Origin of the sequence: Rouxiella aceris (assembly GCF_012933545.1) — a bacterium.
Lineage (GTDB): Bacteria > Pseudomonadota > Gammaproteobacteria > Enterobacterales > Enterobacteriaceae > Rouxiella > Rouxiella aceris.
In genome coordinates, this window is record NZ_JAADJU010000011.1 from 184,699 (window position 1) to 201,508 (window position 16,810).

The following is a 16,810-nucleotide window of genomic DNA, read 5'->3' on the forward strand; positions in this document are numbered from 1 at the left end:
TGTTTACATTGCTAATGTATTCGCCTTGCGATCGCTGTTCAGGGGAAATCAGCAAAGAGGGGCGATGTGTTAAAAACAGAGTGCCATTTAATGGCGGCAGCGTTCTGCTCGTGCTTAAATAACGAAAGTAGTGAGTTATTTATGCTGGAGTAACAATAATGAAAGCAAGCTCAGAAGAGTTAATCGCCTTTGTTGCAGTAGTGGAAAGTGGCAGCTTCAGTCGGGCGGCAGAGCAACTGGGGCAGGATAACTCGGTGGTAAGCCGTACCATCAAGCGTCTGGAACAAAAGTTGGGTATTCAGTTACTCAATCGCACCACGCGGCAGATCAGCCTCACCCATGAAGGGGAGCGCTATTTTAGCCGGGTGCAAAAGATCTTGCAGGAAATGGCCTCCGCAGAGAACGATTTGCTGGAGCATCGCAATGTGCCACAAGGACTATTGCGCGTTGATGCCGCGACGCCGGTGGTATTGCATGTGCTGGCCCCCTTGGTGGCGGAATTTACTGAACGCTATCCGAAAATATCCCTGTCGCTGTTCTCGTCTGAAAGTAATATCAATCTTATCGACCGTAAGGTCGATGTGGCGATCCGCGTGGGTGAACTGGATGATTCCAGCCTGCGTGCGCGCAAACTGATGCTCAGTTACCGTAGCGTACTGGCCTCCCCCGCTTATCTGCAAAAATGGGGCACGCCCACCAGCGTGGACGATCTGGCCAATCATCGCTGTCTGGGATTTAATGAAGTGATGGCCCTGAATAAATGGCCGCTGCTGTGTGCAGACGGGCAACAATTGACCATCAGGCCGTTTATCAGCGCAGGCAGTGGCGAAACACTGCGTCAGCTTTGTCTTTCCGGCAACGGCATTGCCTGTATGTCCGACTTTATGACTCGACAGGATATCGCCAGCGGACAACTGGTTGAACTGCTGGTCTCGGAGGTGATGCCGATTGCCATGCCGCTGCACGCGGTGTACTACAGCGATCAGGCAGTCAGCACGCGGATCCGCTGCTTTATCGATTTTCTTAGTGAACGCCTGGGTAACGGGGACGACTCGGCGCCGTTAACAATCTGACCGGCTTAGATAACGCTGCCAGGTTAAAGCGGGTAGTGCGGCTAACTCACCGATTGTATTAACCGTAAACCGCACCACGGTGCTCACTTCGACGGGTAAGGCCAGCGCTAACGAGGCGGTTTCGTCAAAGGCATGCAACAGTTGCATCTGCGCAGCACAGGGGGCAGAGAAGCGCTGCGCCAGCGGATCCAGGCTGATGGCAGACATCGACCAAACCGTCATCCCCTGGCTTTTTAACAGCGCCTCACGCAGGCACCAGAGCTGCCAAAAAGCCGCCTGCCGGTCGCTTTGCCCAACCAGCCACTGATTTTCCCTTGCGCTAAAAAATTCCGCTGCCAGCGCCATTATTCCGCGACGCGGGCGATTAACTTCAATATCGCAGCCAGGTGCAACCCTCTTCGTTACCGCCACCAGCAGTTGCTCTCCGCTATGGCTGATATTGAAATAAGGCAGGGCGGGATCGACGAAAACCGGCTTGCCTGCCGGCTGCGTGATCATTTCAGGGAGAACGGGCAACCCATACTGCCGAAAAACCAGCTCGGCCAACAGCGCTCTGCCAGCCAAAAAGCGCGAAGCACGCGCCTGGCTCATGGTTGCGGCTTCAGCAAGCAGCCTCGGCGACAAGCGCCGGGTCGAGAACGGCAATTCAGACCCGGCATGCAACAGCCAACAGCACTGTTGTTGGCCAGGGTCATTTTGCACGTTACCGGTCATCGGCTCAGGCCCAGCGACGGAAGACCAGAGAGGTATTAATGCCGCCAAAAGCAAAGTTGTTCGACTGAATATATTCAGTGTCGATATTGCGCGATTGTCCCATCAGATAATCGAGATCGCCGCAGGCAGGATCCGGTTCTGTCAGGTTGATGGTGGGAACAAACCGCCCTTCATTCATCATCTCCAGCGACATCCAGGCTTCCAGCGCCCCGCAGGCACCAAGGGTATGGCCGAAGTAGCTCTTTAACGACGAGATAGGGGTGGTGTTGCCAAACACCGCTGCCGTGGCATGACTTTCCGCAATATCACCGCGGTCGGTGGCGGTGCCGTGCGCACTGATATAACCAATCTCCGACGGAGGAATGCCTGCCTGTTGCAACGCCTGGGCAATGCAGATCTGCATGGTTTCTTTTTGTGGCTGGGTAATATGGGCTGCATCGCAGTTAGTGGCAAAACCGACAACTTCGCCATAGATATGCGCTCCGCGCGCCAGCGCATGATCAAGAGACTCGAGGATCAATGCTCCAGCCCCTTCACCAATCACCAGTCCGTCGCGATACTTATCAAACGGCCGCGGCGACAGTTCCGGCGTATCATTTTGCTGGCTGGTGGCAAACAGGGTATCAAATACCGCCGCCTCGGAAGGACAGAGTTCTTCTGCGCCACCGGCCACCATCACTTTTTGATAACCATGGCGGATAGCTTCATAGGCATAGCCAATAGCCTGGCTTCCCGAGGTGCAGGCGCTGGACGTCGGGATCACCCGACCACGCAGGCCAAAAAACAGCCCGGCGTTAACCGCCGTGGTATGGGGCATCATCTGCACATAGGTGGTACCGGTAATATTGTTGGTGTGTTTTTCCAGCATCATGGTGGCAAACTCGCTAACCGGCTTGGTGCTGCCGGTCGAGGAGCCAAAAGCAATGCCGGTATCACCGTTGGTCAGCACCGCTTCGCCAATCAGTCCCGCCTGCTCCAATGCCAGCTCGGTGGCACGCGTCGATAGCAACGATACTCGCCCCATGGAGCGGATACGCTTGCGGGTATAGTGTTCCGGCAAGATAAAATCGTCGATCGGCGCGGCAAGATGGGTATTCAATCCCTGATATTGCAGCCATTCATCCATATGACGTACAGCGTTACGCCCCTGGTGCAATCGCTCCCCCACTTGCTGCCAGCTATTGCCAAAAGCGGTCACCCCTTTCATACCGGTGATCACGACACGCTGAATACTCATACCATACCCCCGTTGATGGAAATCACCTGGCGGGTAACATAAGCGGCAATATCCGACATCAAATAACTGGCCAGCCCGGCCACTTCGTCCGCCGAACCCATACGTTTAAGCGGGATCATACTCATTGCTGCCTCCATGGCCTGCGGCTGCATATCGAGCATGCCGGTATCAATCAGGCCGGGAGCAATGCAGTTAACGGTAATTTTGCGCTTCGCCAACTCCAGGGACAGCGCTTTGCAGGCACCGATAATTCCCGCCTTGGCGGCACTGTAGTTAACCTGGCCACGGTTGCCGGTAATACCGGAAACTGAAGATAAGGCAATGATCCTGCCCCCCTGACGCAAACCGATCATCGGCATCACGCAGGGATGCAGTACATTGTAAAAACTATCGAGATTGGTGTGGATCACCCCATCCCAGTCGCTTTCGCTCAGCGCCGGAAAGGCACCATCGCGGGTAATACCGGCGTTGTTGACCACGCCATAGTAGGCCCCCTGCGCGGCAATATCGGCCTCGATCGCTTCACGGCACTGTTGACGCTGACTGATATCAAAGCCAAGGATCCTGGCGTTGCCACCGTTTTGGCGGATCTGCGCGACTGTCTGTTCGGCCCCTTCCCGGTCGCTGTGGTAATGCACCACCAGCGTAAAACCATCTTTTGCCAATTGCAGGGCAATGGCTCGCCCAATTCCTTTACTGGCTCCGGTGACTAATACCGAACGCGTCATTTGCTTATCCCCTGCGTTAATTTTTTCAATTCTTCTGGTTCAGGCTGGTAAGTATTCAATCGAGCATGGGCCACGATGGTCTCTCGGCCCTGGTCACTGGCTTGTAAGCTATCTTCGTGAGTAATCGCGCATTCAAAACTCGCCAGTTTTTCATCCTGCAACACCATGTTGACATTGATGGTCAATAAAGCGTCGGCCGGGAATGCGGCCAGAGAACAGGATAATCCTCTGCCTCCCAGCAGCATACCCAGACGCGGCGCGCTGCCTCGCTGTCCGGCGTGCCAGCCATTCCATACGCCAACGGTTTGCGCCATCAGCTCCATGGCAAACCAGGCCGGTAGCTGGCCCTGGGCGTCGAGAAAGGGGGCCAGCACGCCGTCGGCACTGACCCGCACCTGACAGCTTGCCCCCTGCTCGCTGACAGCAAGCACTTTTTCTATTAACACCATCGGCGCGGCGTGAGGCAGATAGTGTTCCGCGTCGAGAAAAGTGGTGGTCGTCATTGTGGCACCCCCAACAGAATGCTGGCGTTATTGCCACCAAAGGCAAAGGAATTAGACAGGATCGCGGCTTTAGCCAAATATTGTTCATCAGTCACCAGGCCAATATCCCCCAGGCTGGCATCCACCGATGAACAGGAGAAATCCTGACGCGGCAAGGGTATGGCACGCGTCAGCAGCAGCCAACTCAGCGCCGCCTCGGTGGCCCCCGCCGCTCCCAGCGTATGGCCGGTCAGATGTTTGGTTGAGCTGCAGGGCACACGATTGCCACACAGTCGGGCAATGACCTGTGCCTCTACGCGATCATTTTGTTCCGTGGCGGTACCGTGAAGATTGATATAACCCAGGTCCTCGGCAACCATGCCAGCCTGCTGCAGTGCCATGCGCATTGCTCGCTCGGCCCCTTCGCCTTGCGGATGAGGAGCCGACATATGCCAGGCATCAGACGATTCTCCGACGCCGAGCAATGCCACCGCCGCCGGTTCTCGGGTCAGCAGCATCAGCGCCGCCGCTTCGCCAATATTGATACCGTCGCGATCGGCGGCAAAGGGCTGGCAACGGTCGGCAGATAAGGCTTCCAGACTGGCGAAACCGTTAATTGGCATGCGGCACAGACTGTCGGCACCGCCCACCAGGGCAACATCGGCCAGACCGGCGGCAATCAGCCGCTGGCCGCTAATAATAGCGCGAGCGCTGGAAGAACAGGCGGTCGACAACGTATAGGAAGCCCCACTCAGCCCCAGCAACCGGCTAAGAAAACGCGCCGGATCGCCCAGTTCCTGTTGTTGATAATTATAGCCTGCGGGGAAATCCTGCTGCGGGCTAAACTGTACCGCCTGTTCTCCCTCGGCAATACCGGAGGTACTGGTACCCATCACTACCGCGACGCGATCGGCGCCATATCGCGCAATGGCGTCATCGACCTGTGGCTGGATCTGTTGCAAGGCGGCCATCAGCAAGCGATTATTACGGCTGCGATGCGCGGCCAGCGCGGCAGGGATCTCGGGTAAAGGCGAAAACACCTGCCCCAGCCAAATGGGTTGTTTGCTGGTCAGCCACGGCGATTGTTGGCTTATTCCCGGGGCATACCCGGCGGCCAGATTGGTGGCAATTTCATCCAGCTGTCCGCCCAGCGCATTGACCATGCCGACCGCAGAGAAATAGATCATGCACTCCCCCCGACATTTTCAATGGTGATGTGATAATGAAACACGCGTTGATCGATGGCTACCGGCTGGCGTTTACCGTTATCATTGATGTAATCAATACGGGTGACAATCTGCCCGGCGTCGTCACGCAAAATACGCTGTGCGCCCTCATCCACCAGCGTCCAGCCCGTCGGTAACAGCGGCTGCCAGCGGTTGATTGGCCAATAGCTCAGCATGATATCCGCCAGCACCTGATTGGCCGGTGGCAACTGGGCAATTTTGATCGCCTGCTCTATATGGATCCCCTGTGCATCGTAAACCACTTTAAACAGACGAATGCCCAAAGGCGATAAACCCGCCAGCTGCAAGGTTTTGCCATCAGCATTAAGCAACACCAGCAATGACTGCTGTTTGCCGTTGACGCTGCCGGTCAGCAACTGCTGTTGCGCAAGTTTGTGGTCAAGCATGGGCGCAGGCAGTGATACGCGCACGCCGGGCTTAAGCCAGGCCTGTGGCAAGGTATCTGCATTGGGTCGCGCCGCGCATCCTGCCAGTAACAGCAATACGATAATCGCTAATCCTCGGACCTTAATCATTTTTTTACTCCTCGTTTTTTGCCGGGAAGCGTCAAAGGCGACAGCATAAAGGCGGTAAAAATACCGCTACTAAGCACAATGCCAAAACTGGCGATCGCCTGGGTTGCACTAAACACCAACATACCGAAGGTTAGCAGCGTGGTGACCACCGCCATAAAGATGGCAAACATCGAGGTGGTGGGGGTGCCGCGCGGGTTAGTAAAGAATAACGTGTAGTTGATACCGATACCCAGTACCAGGATCAGCGCCAGCAGCGAGAATAAGTTCAGGCTGTGCCCACCAAGCCCGAGCGCGGCAATGCCCATCGCCAGAGATAGCAGGGTCGGCACGCAACAAATCAGCCCGTGACGCCAGCCGAAACGCCACAGATAACTGGCAGCAATCACCCCGGTGGCCAACAGCAGTAGCCAGGAAAGCATCTGACGATATTGCGCAAAAAGTTCGCTAAACTCGGTTTTGCGATCGACCCAGCCAACGCCGGGCATCGATTGCGCCAACGCCTGTAGCGCCGCACTGTTCTGCACCCCATTGACCGGTACCAGGGCCGCGCTGCGACCGTCCGGCAACGACAGCCATAACAACCGCCATCCCTGACTGATCACACTGTCAGTCCACATGTCAGGCGTGACCCACTGCGGTGAAACATCGGCCTCGTTGACCTTGAGGCCCGCCTGTTGCAACTGGGTGGCCACCTCGGGCGCACGTTGCGCCAGCAGCGCCAAATCCGCTTGCTGCCGCTGCCGTGAAGGCAGTCCCATCAAGCGATAGCCTGCGATTACCCCGGCCGCTTTCGCCTGCTGCAGGCGCGGTGCCAACGCTTCCAGACGCTGCAGGGTCAGTTCGGCATTGTCGCCGTAAACCACCAGCCATTTTTGATCGTTCGACTGGCCGGTCAGCGCAGCAATTTGCTGTTCTTGCTGCAATAAGTCTGCGGGTAGCGCCTGCAGCTGACCAATATCGTCATTGATTTGCAGACGGGACCAACCTATCGCCGCCACTACCAGCACCGCCAGCGGCAGACCAATGCGCAATGCCTGCCGATGACGCCAGGCATGCAGCCAGCGCAAGATCAGCGTCAGGCCTGGCGTTATCCCCACTGGCAGATGTTTTGCCAGATAAGGATACCAACAGATCACCGTCAGGCATGCCGTCGTCAGACCCGCAGCGGCAAACACCGCCAGTTGCTGCATACCCGGGAAAGGGGCCACCAGCAGCAGCAGATAGGCGGCGACCGTGGTCAGCAATGCCATCGATAATGCCGGAAAGAGTTTTTTCAGGCTTTCCAGCGGCGTAGCCTGTTGGCCATGCACCCGACGTTCGGTAAGAAAATAGAGCGTGTAGTCAGCGGAGATACCGACAATACTGGTGCTTAACACCAGCGTCATCAGGTGGATTTCACCAAACACCCACAGAGTAAATACCGTCCCGGCCAGCGCACCCAGCGCGATGGAAAGCAGGCTTAACAGCAGCGGTATCACCGAGCGGAACATCAACACAATCAACAAAAAAACGCCAAGCACCGACGCCAGTCCCAGCGTCGAAATATCATGTTGCGCCTGCTCGCTAGCGTAGTGGCTATAAAATACTGTGCCACGTTGCAACACCACGGCACCCGGCCAGCGCGCTTCAAATTGCTGCTTAAGTGCAGCCAACTGGCCAACTATCTGCTTGCTGCTGGTGATATCGTAAGATGAGGCCCGGAGTTCAGCATGAAGTAGGTACCAACTTTCCCCCTGTGCGTCTTTCGCCATCAGCCAGCCATCGTCCAGCGACATACCGGCACTGTTTTGCTGCTGGGCCATTTGTGAAGCCCGTACCAGCAGCAGCGGATCGTTAGCCAGCTCTTTACCGCTGACGCCGGCAAAGGCCGAATAAACCTGTGCCAGTATCCACTGTGACTGGGTGGCGGCACCGGCAGTCAGGCGCTCCCGCGTGGCGCTGTCGATCAGCGCATTACGGTGACTAAAGAAAAACTGCCCCCACTGTTGCTGATGCGCCGCATCCATCGGTCCCTCAACCTGCGTCAATGCGGGCAACTGTTGCAACTGCGTCAGCCAGCCGTTTAGCGCGTCATTACGCCGTGCGTCCTGCGGCGGTTTCACCAGCCACATCACCTGACGGTCCAGCCGCTGGCTAAAGGCCATGGAGAGATCCGCAGGCACACCGGCCAGTTGCTGGCTGGGCAAGAGTGCCAGTACGCTGCTATTGACCTGACTGCGTGGCAACAGCCAAAACAGTGCCGCCAGCAACAGCAGACAAATCAGCAGCCAGCCCTGGGCTAAGCGGCGATGACGATCAGGATGAAAAATGCTGCTTCTCGGCATCGGTTAACGTCTTAGGCTCTGTGCGTTGATTAAAGAAACGGATCTGCGTGCTGTCGCCCTGCATATCCTGAATATCAATATTTTCGAGGAAGGTCTGGCCTTTTAAGCCAATCTGCCTGAACAGTCGATTAAGCGGTGAGCTCTTCGGCGTCAGCACCAATGTCCAGTTGCCCTGCCCGCGATCGCTAAAATCTAGCTTGAAGTTTTGTTCCAGTGCCCGGTGGTCAGCATGAAACAAGGCGGTCAAAAGCGAGTTAAACTGAAACATCTGCGGATTGTTTTGCGCGGTCACCACCTGCGGTGCCTGCCCGGCCATGGTCTGCACCATACGGCTATTGGTCAACAGCAGGCTGAGGGCAAAAGGTTTCTGCTGCTGCCACCACAGGCCGTCATTGCGCGAGATAACCAGGTTGCCGGCAGAGTTAAGCTTTTGCTCCATGCCACTCACGCTGCGCTGCTGGCTAAAATCGGCACGCAGCACCGGTTGTTGGCTGAAACGCTGCTGCAATTCATCCAGGGTTACCGCCTGAGCGGCAAAAGTGACCAGGCCAATAAACAGTATCAGAAAACGCATTATAAACTGACTCCCATTCTTTCCAACAACACCGGCGGCGAGACAAAGCACATCTCTTTGCTGGCGATATGCACTGCCACCTGTAGCGTGTATCCGCTGGTGGTACGTTTACCGCTGTGCGCATCAAAAACCTGATAGCCAATACGCAGGCGATTCTCAAACTCTTCCAGCTGTGCCTGCACAATGATCTGTTGTTCAAACTGCACGGGCGCGATGTACTTCAGGCGCGCATCGACAATCGGCCAGACATAGCCCGAGGCTTCCATCTCGCGATAACCATAGTCAAACTGTTTCAGCAGCGCTTCGCGGGCCACTTCCAGATAACGGAAATAGTTGCCGTGCCATACAACACCCATGGGATCAACATCATGAAAGGGCACGGTGATCTCGATGCGGGTTGAAAAACGCGGGTCGGACAAACGCGGATCTTTTTTATCAGCCATATCAATCAGACTCTCTGTCAACGGGCACATCAGCGGGATGCTGCCAAAAATCATAAAAGTTAAACCAGTCATGGGGGGCCAGCAGGCTGTAATGCTCCAGCCGCGCGGCATAACGGTCAATGGTGTGCTGCAAACTCTGCTGCCGATGGCTGCGTGGCAGCAGCAGCGGATCGGCAAAGGGTTCGAAATAGATATGCAATTTGCGCTGTTGTTGGATGCCAAACATCAGAAATACCGGAACCCGCAACGCTGCCGCCAGAATAAAAGGCCCCTGGGGAAACGCCGCCGGTGCACCAAGAAATTCGCTGTAGATCACCCGCGGTGCGGCACCGCGCTGATAGCCGGCTGCCGAGGTGCGATCGCCGACGATCGCGACCCATTCGCCGCGATCCAGTCGCTCTTTCAGCATAATCGCCGTATCTGCGCCCATATTCGCCACCGGGATCAGATTAACGTTCGCCTGCGGATTAACCTCTTTCATTAGCTGATTAAAGCGCTCGGCATGTTGGGTAAAGACCAGTGCATTGACCTTGACGTTTTTATTCAGCTCACCGAGAGCACGGCATGACTCGATATCCCCGAGATGAGAAGCGAGGATCAGCGTGCCCTGACCGCTGGCAATCTGCGCTTCGCAGCGGTCACTATCAACCAATAGCGCATCGCGGCCCAATAAGGTATCGCCCTGCCAGGTGGCCAGCTTGCTCAATAGGGCATCGCCAAAACGCATAAAATGACGAAAGCTGCTTAAAGGATAAGGCAACGCCAGCTGACGATCGCGAGCTACCGCCGCCAGTCGCTGCAAATAGTTCTGCGATGCCTGGCGCTGACGTCGTCCGCTTAACCAAAAATAGCCGATCACCGGATAGAGCAGCAATTCAAAGGCACGACGCCCCAGCAGACGATAGACGCCCAGCATCAGGCGCATACCCCACAGCCCTTTGCGCTCGGCGGTCTTGGACCAATGCGGCGGCGGGTTCTCCCCTCGCTGCATCCGCAATAACCGGGGAATGCGCGGTAACATGCCGAAAAACAGCCGGGTGTGCATCCAGGAGATCCGCAAATTATCTTTGAGGGCATTAAAGTGTGACAGCCCATCCTCGGGATAGATCACCCGGGTGGCAATAAAGCGACTGCGCGTCCCGCGCCAATAGAGGCGCACCATGATTTCCGTATCAAAGTCCATACGCTCGCCGACCCCGTGCTGTTGCAGCAACGCCAGTGAGGCGGCCAACGGGTAGACGCGAAAACCGCACATACTGTCCTGCAGCGAGAACGACAGGGTTTCTATCCACACCCAGACATGGGTGACATAGCGACCATAAAGACGGGATTTTGGCACCGAGCTGTCATAAACCGGTTTGCCGGAGATTAGCCAATCGGGATAGTTTGCCGCTTCCTGTAACATCTGCGGAATATCGTCGAGCTGATGTTGACCATCGGCATCCACCTGCAAGGCATGGCTATAACCCTGCTCCGCCGCCAGTTTCATTGCGGCGATCACCGCCGCCCCTTTGCCCCGGTTTTCCGGCAGGCGATGCAGGATCACCCAGTGATAATGCGCCGCCAGGCGTTGCAGCTCATTGGCGGTTTTACTTTCACTGCCGTCATCCACCAGGATACAGGTCATTGCCAGAGGGGTCAGCCGCGCCAGTACAGCGGCCATCATCGCCCCGTGATTAAAGCAGGGGATAATGATGCAGGGGTTAAACCTTGGCGGCAGCGTTATGGACATAGAATAATCTTCCCGCTGCTGGCCTGGCGATCGCCAACGTGGTAACTGAAAATCAGTCTGTTTTTTTCCGCCAGCCAGTCGATGGCTAAGCGGATCTGCTGCTGCGGCATTACGGGTTGCTGAAACTTGACCACATCAAATCCGCCAAAGCGCCCGCTAAGGCCCAGCTCTTGCCCGGCATAGTGCATCACCCAGTTAATCTGCGCCACGCCGGGTAAAATCGGCTGCCCGGGAAAGTGTCCCTTAAACCAGAAAAGATCGGCGGGCAATATAAGATCGAGTGTCAGATGATTGTCCTGACGCTGCTTGCGCAAAACCTGCGGCACCATCATAAAAATAATTCCTGTAGTTCAGCGTAGCTGCGTTTGCCTTGCTGGTTGCGCGGGATAGCGGGAAGCAGGCGCCAAAAACGTGGTACGGCAACAGGAGCCAACCACGGACGTAGTGCCTGACGCAGTGTGGCGGTCAGTGCAGTCTGTGACTGCCGTTGCCGCTGCGCCAACCCGCTACTGCTCAGAACAATAGCGGCGGCGATATAAGTTCGACCCTGTTTATCAATGGTCAGTACGCAGGCCTCTTGCACCTGAGGCAGTTGGCACAGACGCATTTCTATTTCATCCAGTGACAGCCGCTGTTCGGCAATTTTGACAATGCGGTCTTTGCGACCCAGTAAATGAAACTGCCGGCCATCAGCCAATAGTGCCAGATTATCGCTGAGTTCAACGCCTGCTGGCTGTGGGATTAATCCCGAGATCGCGCGGATTTTCCCTTGCGTTTGCTGACGAAGTTCAACTCCGGCAAACAGTGTCCACGGGGTGGCGGCCTGCCGCTGCTGACGACTGGCAATAACGCCGGTTTCGGTGGTGCCATAAATATCGGTGGGATATGTGCCGCAAAGCTGCTGGATCCGGGCGGCCTCGCGGGCGGCAAGCGGGCCACCGGCAGAGAAAATTTGCCGACAATGAACAGGCGGCAGTTTGTCGTCCAGTCGCTGCAAAAAAGCCGGGCTGCTGACCAGCATCAAAGGATACTGATTAGCCATAAACACTAGTTGCTCATGGACTTCCAGAGTCTGGCTATAAAACGGCAGCGCGAGGGCCAACGGTAATATCAGGCGGAAAGTTAACCCATACATATGCTGCGCAGAGACGGTGGCCACCACACGGCTGCCTTGCAGCATTTCGCCCCAGTTTTCCGCCAGCCATTGGCTTTCGGTTTGCAGGCTGGCAACGGTTTTAAGGACTTTTTGCGGTTTTCCGGTCGAGCCAGAGGTGAACAATACCAGTACGGCATTGGGAGCAAACGCAGGCAAGGTGGCGGGCAACGCCGGGCGAACGGGCAATATCTCGGCAGGAAGCCTTAGCGTTGGGCAGGACAGCGCCAGGATATCGTCGTCAGTCAGCAGGGCATCAAACTCTCCTTGCTGCTCTGTCAATAATGACTGGCGTTGATGTCCCGGCAATACCGGAGTATGACCACTGTGCAATACGGCAAGCAGGGCCACGGCAAAATAGTAGCTGTCGGTAAAACAGAGTGCCCAACGCGACGGCGGCAGTGCTTGCAAAGATTGCGTCAGCCTGCTGACATCGCGGCGAAAATCACCCAGGCACCATTGTTGGGTACGACTCCAGGCGACGAGACGATCGTCGCTGGCAGCGGATGTCAGCCATTCTTCCATTGGCAAAGCTAACCACGCTGGATCCTTTTTCTGACTATCCATTCAATACCCATTAATAAACCGATCAGCAGATAACTTATTCCGCCGTTGTATAAAGTCCACAATGCAATATCGCCCCTCAGGCAGGTATAAAGCGCGACAGCACCATTAAAAATAAAGAAAACACACCACACCTGAGTGACACGTCGGGTATAGCTCACCGCCCGTACCGGTAATTCAGGTTGTGCAAGCCGGGCAAGTCGCTCAACAATCGGTGGCGGAAAAAATAGTGACTGGCCAAATAACAGCAATAAAAAACCATTCACGGCAACCGGGTAATAGAGCAACATTTGCGTTTCGTGCAATAACCAACTGGCGGCGGCCAGGATCACTCCCGAGAGGGCAATGATTTTACCCAGCGCAGTAAACTGACTCAGCTTGCCGCGAAACGTGAGCAGCCGCAGCAGAAACACCACTATCAAAATGGGTGCCAGAATGCCAATACCCCAGTTATTCAACCCCAGCCATACGGCAAACGGATAAGCAATGATCAGCAGAACCATCAACACCTGTAGAACCATCGCCAGGCGGGAAGTCTGGAGTGGGCTGCTGCTGGTCATACGACTAAGGCTGTTCCGATTTAAGTAAATCGTCGATAGCGTCTACAACATCCTGTACGGTTCTTACTGACTTAAACATCTCGGGTTTTATTTTTCTACCGGTGCTTTTTTGCAAATGCACCACTAAATCCACTGCATCAATACTGTCTAAATCCAGATCTTCATACAGCAGGGATTCTGGTTTGATATCGTCGGCGTCAAGTTCGAATAACTTAACCAAAAGGTCACAAATTTGCTGATAAATTTCTTGCTTCTGCATAAAACCCTCTAAAATTCCTGGTTATCGTTAGCGGATTATTTTAATTGTTCAGAGATAAATCCCGCGAGGGTCTCTACCGAATAAAAATGCTTACGCATTTCCTCGCTCTCTGCAGAAAGCACAACGCCATATTTATTTTTTAACGCCAGCCCCAACTCCAGCGCATCAATAGAATCCAAACCTAAACCTTCGCCAAAAAGCGCCGCTTCAGTGTCTATTTCTTCCGGCGTCATCCCTTCCAGATTCAGAGTCTCGATGATCAGGATTTTAATTTCTTTACTTAATGAATCCATTACTTATTTCTCATTATTTTTAACGATTAGCGCTGAATGCAGGTGACGAGTCAGGCGTCTCGCAGCCAGTGCCGGGGAAACGTCGCTTGCCGCCATAAAATCCTGGGTCACAACCTTATTTTTAACCGTTATTACAAAATGCGGTTTACTCGCCGGGATCCTATACCATTTACCCTGTTTCGTCAGCATAGGCGGCTGACAGGAAATATGGACGATGCGAATATCACAGCCGGTTCTCAGAGCAATGTTAGCGGCGCCACGCTGTAAAGTAATCTCTTTTCCCGGAACAGATCGAGTCCCCTCAGGAAAAATAAGAATAGTCCCCCCTGCACTGAGGCGTTGCTCGCAGTCCTGGAGTAAACTTTCGGATCCCGAATTGATCAGGTAGCCCGCCGATTTAATCACACCACGCACAAAAACGTTTTTTGTCAGCGCCTGTTTAACAATGCAATCACAGCGAGGCATGCAAGAGGCCAGCAAAACGTAATCCAATAGGCTGGGATGATTGGCAACTACCAGACATCCTTTATCTTGCGTAAAGAGCTCTGCGCCTTCAATGCGATAATCCATCACACCGACGGCACGTAACAAATTAAGGAATAGCCGAAAACTGTTTTTGATGGTGTTTAAAGTAAGGCGATTAAGCCGCTTGGGATCGCGTACCACCACGCCTAATAGAGTAAACCACAACAGTGAAAGTACCAGCCCACCTAATCCGAAAAAGATAAAAAATATTCCTGTCGCCAACCAGCGCCACAAACGATTAAACGGGCTGGTTCGTATCATGTTGTCATTTCCCTGTTTTTCACTCTGCACGTTTCCATTGCCAATGATGGGTATCGGCACCAATCACAAATTCTGTACTTTTTAATAGCCAATGTCGCAAAAAAGTGAGGCTTTGTGGCAAAGAATCAATGCGTTGAGTGTTCACCTGTCGGCACTCAAGCTGTTCACCCAACGTTAATACCAGGGCGACACAATAAGGGAAACCGGGCGTATTAGCCTCTGCACCATATATCGCTGGTACCGCACCATCAAAATCGACCAGCAGCACTTTTTTAACGCCCTCTACGGCCAGCATTGCCCGAGCTTCAACCATTGCCTGTTGAAAGCTGTCGAGTCCCGCGGCAAGGGACGTTACCGGTAAGGTATTTTTCGCGGTAATGGTCATCCACCCTGCTGCGGTGTTGTGTACCGACATAGAAAAGTCAGTCGGTGAAACCGCCTGCTCCTGCGCCAGCACCTGCAGGATCTTGTAAGTTCGCTCAAGCTCGCCGTGTCGACTGCTAAACACCGCCATATCTATCTGATGTTTTTCCAATAATGCTAATCCGGCCTCAACGGCCAGGCGACTGGCGGTACTCATCCGGCGCGCAGACATCATCGGAATACGCTGACTTTTTTCAATTTCGCCACAAAATTCTGTGGTAGTAGTGGCTAAAGATGCCCACTGGCTCCAGGCCTGTGAAGAGCTTAAACCCGGCGCGATGGCCAACCAATCAAGTACAGATAATGCGTAGTTCATGCTCTTCGCGCTCTCAGCGTTCTATTGGTGGATAGCAGACTCTATTAGACTTTGTTCTTGGTTGCATCTGCAAATGCACAGGCTCCCCCTGCACAATATTAAATAGGATTTTAGCTTTATCCAGAGTAAAAGTATTCATACTGCGTTAATTAATAAGTTATTAATGTAATAAATAACTTTAAGAGTATTGTTATTAACTTTTTTATGCAAAGTATAACCTATCGCCACCTAATAAAATTAAGGCCAAGCCATTAACTAAATAAGAGTTTTCCTTGAAGATAATATTAGGTACCTTATAAGCTGATAGCTCAGGACAAAATCCGGGCTAATATTGTCTACAAAACACTCAATAAGGTTATTTAATGAAATACTCGACTCTTCTGCTACCGGTGTTGCTCAGCGCTTCCTTGCTGACTGGCTGTGCCAACCATATTACCCCTATCCATAATGTCACCGAAAGCGTATCAGTTCCTCGGACACCACAGCAAGTCAAGAAAGCCATTTTGATTGCCGGGGCCAAACGCGGCTGGCAGATGACGGCACCGCAAAATGGGCTGATCCTGGCAACTATACGTCCGCGCGATCATGTGGCCAATATCAAAATCCTGTATTCTGCCAACTACTATACGATCGAATACATCAGCAGCCAGAATCTGGATGCGGCCGATGGCAACATCAATAGAAACTATAATCGCTGGATAGCCAATCTGGATCAGGATATCAAAGTGCAGTTAAACCTAGCCGATCAGCCGTAAGCCCGCTTTTGTTTGCCGTATTCACTCAAAAGAATACGGCAACAAGCACAGAAAACGCTGCAAAGAGGCAAGTTACAGGGGAATGACAAAATGCAAATGCAAAAAAGCCCTGAATCAGAAGATTCAGGGCTTTTGCAATAATTGGCGGAACGGACGGGGCTCGAACCCGCGACCCCCTGCGTGACAGGCAGGTATTCTAACCAACTGAACTACCGCTCCACCGGTTCTTTCACCTGTATCAGCAATCGTCTGATACAAGTTTGTTCCTGTTATTTTCCTTGTCAGGGGAAAAGGAACTAATTTGATGCCTGGCAGTTCCCTACTCTCGCATGGGGAGACCCCACACTACCATCGGCGCTACGGCGTTTCACTTCTGAGTTCGGCATGGGGTCAGGTGGGACCACCGCGCTACTGCCGCCAGGCAAATTCGTTTTATTCTAACCGCTTCACATTCTTCTGTGCAGCCATCAGAACCAATCTCGGAACATCGCTGAAAATCTCTGTCTCTCAATTACAAACACCTTGGGTGTTGTAAGGTTAAGCCTCTCGGGTCATTAGTACTGGTTAGCTCAATGCATCGCTGCACTTACACACCCAGCCTATCAACGTCTTAGTCTTAAACGTCCCTTCAG

At 53.8% G+C, this 16,810-nt stretch carries 19 protein-coding genes, 1 tRNA gene and 2 rRNA genes; 2 read left to right on the plus strand and 20 right to left on the minus strand.

Annotated features, from left to right (window positions below; translation table 11 throughout):
* Window positions 1-158 precede the first annotated feature (158 nt).
* Window positions 159-1,073, plus strand: coding sequence for a DNA-binding transcriptional regulator YafC (yafC, locus tag GW590_RS19645; RefSeq protein ID WP_169404761.1), 915 nt, complete (start codon window positions 159-161; stop codon window positions 1,071-1,073).
* Here the strand turns inward: yafC and GW590_RS19650 are convergent.
* The 17 genes from GW590_RS19650 to GW590_RS19730 are packed head-to-tail and all read right to left on the minus strand — an operon-like array spanning window position 1,062 to window position 15,423.
* The gene (locus GW590_RS19650) at window positions 1,062-1,787 is read right to left on the minus strand and encodes a 4'-phosphopantetheinyl transferase family protein (RefSeq protein WP_169404762.1); all 726 of its coding nucleotides are present in this window, start codon (window positions 1,785-1,787) and stop codon (window positions 1,062-1,064) included. The two genes, yafC and GW590_RS19650, sit on opposite strands and share 12 nt — an antisense overlap.
* 4 nt (window positions 1,788-1,791) lie before the next feature.
* On the minus strand, window positions 1,792-3,024 hold the full coding sequence (locus GW590_RS19655) for a beta-ketoacyl-ACP synthase (RefSeq protein WP_169404763.1): 1,233 nt from the start codon (window positions 3,022-3,024) through the stop codon (window positions 1,792-1,794).
* Window positions 3,021-3,752 (minus strand): 3-ketoacyl-ACP reductase FabG2, encoded by a 732-nt coding sequence (locus GW590_RS19660; RefSeq protein WP_169404764.1) that lies wholly within the window; start codon window positions 3,750-3,752, stop codon window positions 3,021-3,023. Before GW590_RS19660 ends, GW590_RS19655 begins: the two co-directional genes overlap by 4 nt.
* On the minus strand, window positions 3,749-4,255 hold the full coding sequence (locus GW590_RS19665; protein ID WP_169404765.1) for an ApeP family dehydratase: 507 nt from the start codon (window positions 4,253-4,255) through the stop codon (window positions 3,749-3,751). Before GW590_RS19665 ends, GW590_RS19660 begins: the two co-directional genes overlap by 4 nt.
* Window positions 4,252-5,421, minus strand: a complete 1,170-nt coding sequence (locus GW590_RS19670) for a beta-ketoacyl-[acyl-carrier-protein] synthase family protein (protein WP_169404766.1) — start codon at window positions 5,419-5,421, stop codon at window positions 4,252-4,254. Before GW590_RS19670 ends, GW590_RS19665 begins: the two co-directional genes overlap by 4 nt.
* Window positions 5,418-5,996, minus strand: a complete 579-nt coding sequence (locus GW590_RS19675; RefSeq protein WP_169404767.1) for a DUF3261 domain-containing protein — start codon at window positions 5,994-5,996, stop codon at window positions 5,418-5,420. Before GW590_RS19675 ends, GW590_RS19670 begins: the two co-directional genes overlap by 4 nt.
* On the minus strand, window positions 5,993-8,320 hold the full coding sequence (locus tag GW590_RS19680) for an MMPL family transporter (protein WP_169404768.1): 2,328 nt from the start codon (window positions 8,318-8,320) through the stop codon (window positions 5,993-5,995). The genes GW590_RS19675 and GW590_RS19680 overlap by 4 nt, the downstream gene beginning before the upstream one ends.
* Window positions 8,292-8,894: a LolA family protein gene (locus GW590_RS19685; RefSeq protein ID WP_169404769.1), complete on the minus strand. Its 603-nt coding sequence runs from the start codon at window positions 8,892-8,894 to the stop codon at window positions 8,292-8,294. Before GW590_RS19685 ends, GW590_RS19680 begins: the two co-directional genes overlap by 29 nt.
* Window positions 8,894-9,337, minus strand: a complete 444-nt coding sequence (locus GW590_RS19690; protein WP_169404770.1) for an acyl-CoA thioesterase — start codon at window positions 9,335-9,337, stop codon at window positions 8,894-8,896. Before GW590_RS19690 ends, GW590_RS19685 begins: the two co-directional genes overlap by 1 nt.
* Window position 9,338: 1 nt before the next feature.
* Window positions 9,339-11,069 (minus strand): glycosyltransferase family 2 protein, encoded by a 1,731-nt coding sequence (locus GW590_RS19695; protein ID WP_169404771.1) that lies wholly within the window; start codon window positions 11,067-11,069, stop codon window positions 9,339-9,341.
* Entirely contained in the window at window positions 11,060-11,401 is a 342-nt protein-coding gene (locus tag GW590_RS19700; RefSeq protein WP_169404772.1) for a 3-hydroxyacyl-ACP dehydratase FabZ family protein, read from the minus strand. The genes GW590_RS19695 and GW590_RS19700 overlap by 10 nt, the downstream gene beginning before the upstream one ends.
* Window positions 11,398-12,789, minus strand: a complete 1,392-nt coding sequence (locus GW590_RS19705; protein WP_169404773.1) for an AMP-binding protein — start codon at window positions 12,787-12,789, stop codon at window positions 11,398-11,400. The genes GW590_RS19700 and GW590_RS19705 overlap by 4 nt, the downstream gene beginning before the upstream one ends.
* Window positions 12,756-13,346: a COG4648 family protein gene (locus GW590_RS19710; RefSeq protein WP_169404774.1), complete on the minus strand. Its 591-nt coding sequence runs from the start codon at window positions 13,344-13,346 to the stop codon at window positions 12,756-12,758. Before GW590_RS19710 ends, GW590_RS19705 begins: the two co-directional genes overlap by 34 nt.
* A gap of 4 nt (window positions 13,347-13,350) precedes the next feature.
* Window positions 13,351-13,605 carry an acyl carrier protein gene (locus tag GW590_RS19715; RefSeq protein WP_169404775.1) on the minus strand — a complete coding sequence of 85 codons (255 nt, stop codon included), beginning with the start codon at window positions 13,603-13,605 and terminating at the stop codon, window positions 13,351-13,353.
* 35 nt (window positions 13,606-13,640) lie between these two features.
* Complete coding sequence (locus GW590_RS19720; RefSeq protein ID WP_169404776.1) at window positions 13,641-13,898, minus strand: phosphopantetheine-binding protein; 258 nt, start codon at window positions 13,896-13,898, stop codon at window positions 13,641-13,643.
* Between the two features lie 3 nt (window positions 13,899-13,901).
* Window positions 13,902-14,684, minus strand: coding sequence for a lysophospholipid acyltransferase family protein (locus GW590_RS19725; RefSeq protein WP_169404777.1), 783 nt, complete (start codon window positions 14,682-14,684; stop codon window positions 13,902-13,904).
* Between the two features lie 19 nt (window positions 14,685-14,703).
* Entirely contained in the window at window positions 14,704-15,423 is a 720-nt protein-coding gene (locus GW590_RS19730) for a beta-ketoacyl synthase chain length factor (protein ID WP_169404778.1), read from the minus strand.
* 362 nt (window positions 15,424-15,785) lie between these two features.
* Between GW590_RS19730 and GW590_RS19735 the strand changes: the two genes are divergently transcribed.
* On the plus strand, window positions 15,786-16,178 hold the full coding sequence (locus GW590_RS19735; RefSeq protein ID WP_169404779.1) for a hypothetical protein: 393 nt from the start codon (window positions 15,786-15,788) through the stop codon (window positions 16,176-16,178).
* A 142-nt stretch (window positions 16,179-16,320) separates the two neighbouring features.
* Here GW590_RS19735 and GW590_RS19740 read toward each other — a convergent pair.
* The 3 genes from GW590_RS19740 to GW590_RS19750 all read right to left on the minus strand — a co-directional run.
* Window positions 16,321-16,397 (minus strand) — tRNA-Asp (locus GW590_RS19740).
* A gap of 87 nt (window positions 16,398-16,484) precedes the next feature.
* A 5S ribosomal RNA gene (rrf, locus tag GW590_RS19745) occupies window positions 16,485-16,600 on the minus strand.
* Window positions 16,601-16,711: 111 nt separating this feature from the next.
* Window positions 16,712-16,810, minus strand: a 23S ribosomal RNA gene (locus GW590_RS19750); the annotation flags it as partial.

Excerpts from the sequence above, each read along its gene's own strand:
- yafC (WP_169404761.1), top strand. The coding sequence starts at position 159 with ATGAAAGCAAGCTCAGAAGAGTTAATCGCCTTTGTTGCAGTAGTGGAA.
- GW590_RS19650 (WP_169404762.1), bottom strand. The coding sequence starts at position 1,787 with ATGACCGGTAACGTGCAAAATGACCCTGGCCAACAACAGTGCTGTTGG.
- GW590_RS19655 (WP_169404763.1), bottom strand. The coding sequence starts at position 3,024 with ATGAGTATTCAGCGTGTCGTGATCACCGGTATGAAAGGGGTGACCGCT.
- GW590_RS19660 (WP_169404764.1), bottom strand. The coding sequence starts at position 3,752 with ATGACGCGTTCGGTATTAGTCACCGGAGCCAGTAAAGGAATTGGGCGA.
- GW590_RS19665 (WP_169404765.1), bottom strand. The coding sequence starts at position 4,255 with ATGACGACCACCACTTTTCTCGACGCGGAACACTATCTGCCTCACGCC.
- GW590_RS19670 (WP_169404766.1), bottom strand. The coding sequence starts at position 5,421 with ATGATCTATTTCTCTGCGGTCGGCATGGTCAATGCGCTGGGCGGACAG.
- GW590_RS19675 (WP_169404767.1), bottom strand. The coding sequence starts at position 5,996 with ATGATTAAGGTCCGAGGATTAGCGATTATCGTATTGCTGTTACTGGCA.
- GW590_RS19680 (WP_169404768.1), bottom strand. The coding sequence starts at position 8,320 with ATGCCGAGAAGCAGCATTTTTCATCCTGATCGTCATCGCCGCTTAGCC.
- GW590_RS19685 (WP_169404769.1), bottom strand. The coding sequence starts at position 8,894 with ATGCGTTTTCTGATACTGTTTATTGGCCTGGTCACTTTTGCCGCTCAG.
- GW590_RS19690 (WP_169404770.1), bottom strand. The coding sequence starts at position 9,337 with ATGGCTGATAAAAAAGATCCGCGTTTGTCCGACCCGCGTTTTTCAACC.
- GW590_RS19695 (WP_169404771.1), bottom strand. The coding sequence starts at position 11,069 with ATGTCCATAACGCTGCCGCCAAGGTTTAACCCCTGCATCATTATCCCC.
- GW590_RS19700 (WP_169404772.1), bottom strand. The coding sequence starts at position 11,401 with ATGATGGTGCCGCAGGTTTTGCGCAAGCAGCGTCAGGACAATCATCTG.
- GW590_RS19705 (WP_169404773.1), bottom strand. The coding sequence starts at position 12,789 with ATGGATAGTCAGAAAAAGGATCCAGCGTGGTTAGCTTTGCCAATGGAA.
- GW590_RS19710 (WP_169404774.1), bottom strand. The coding sequence starts at position 13,346 with ATGACCAGCAGCAGCCCACTCCAGACTTCCCGCCTGGCGATGGTTCTA.
- GW590_RS19715 (WP_169404775.1), bottom strand. The coding sequence starts at position 13,605 with ATGCAGAAGCAAGAAATTTATCAGCAAATTTGTGACCTTTTGGTTAAG.
- GW590_RS19720 (WP_169404776.1), bottom strand. The coding sequence starts at position 13,898 with ATGGATTCATTAAGTAAAGAAATTAAAATCCTGATCATCGAGACTCTG.
- GW590_RS19725 (WP_169404777.1), bottom strand. The coding sequence starts at position 14,684 with ATGATACGAACCAGCCCGTTTAATCGTTTGTGGCGCTGGTTGGCGACA.
- GW590_RS19730 (WP_169404778.1), bottom strand. The coding sequence starts at position 15,423 with ATGAACTACGCATTATCTGTACTTGATTGGTTGGCCATCGCGCCGGGT.
- GW590_RS19735 (WP_169404779.1), top strand. The coding sequence starts at position 15,786 with ATGAAATACTCGACTCTTCTGCTACCGGTGTTGCTCAGCGCTTCCTTG.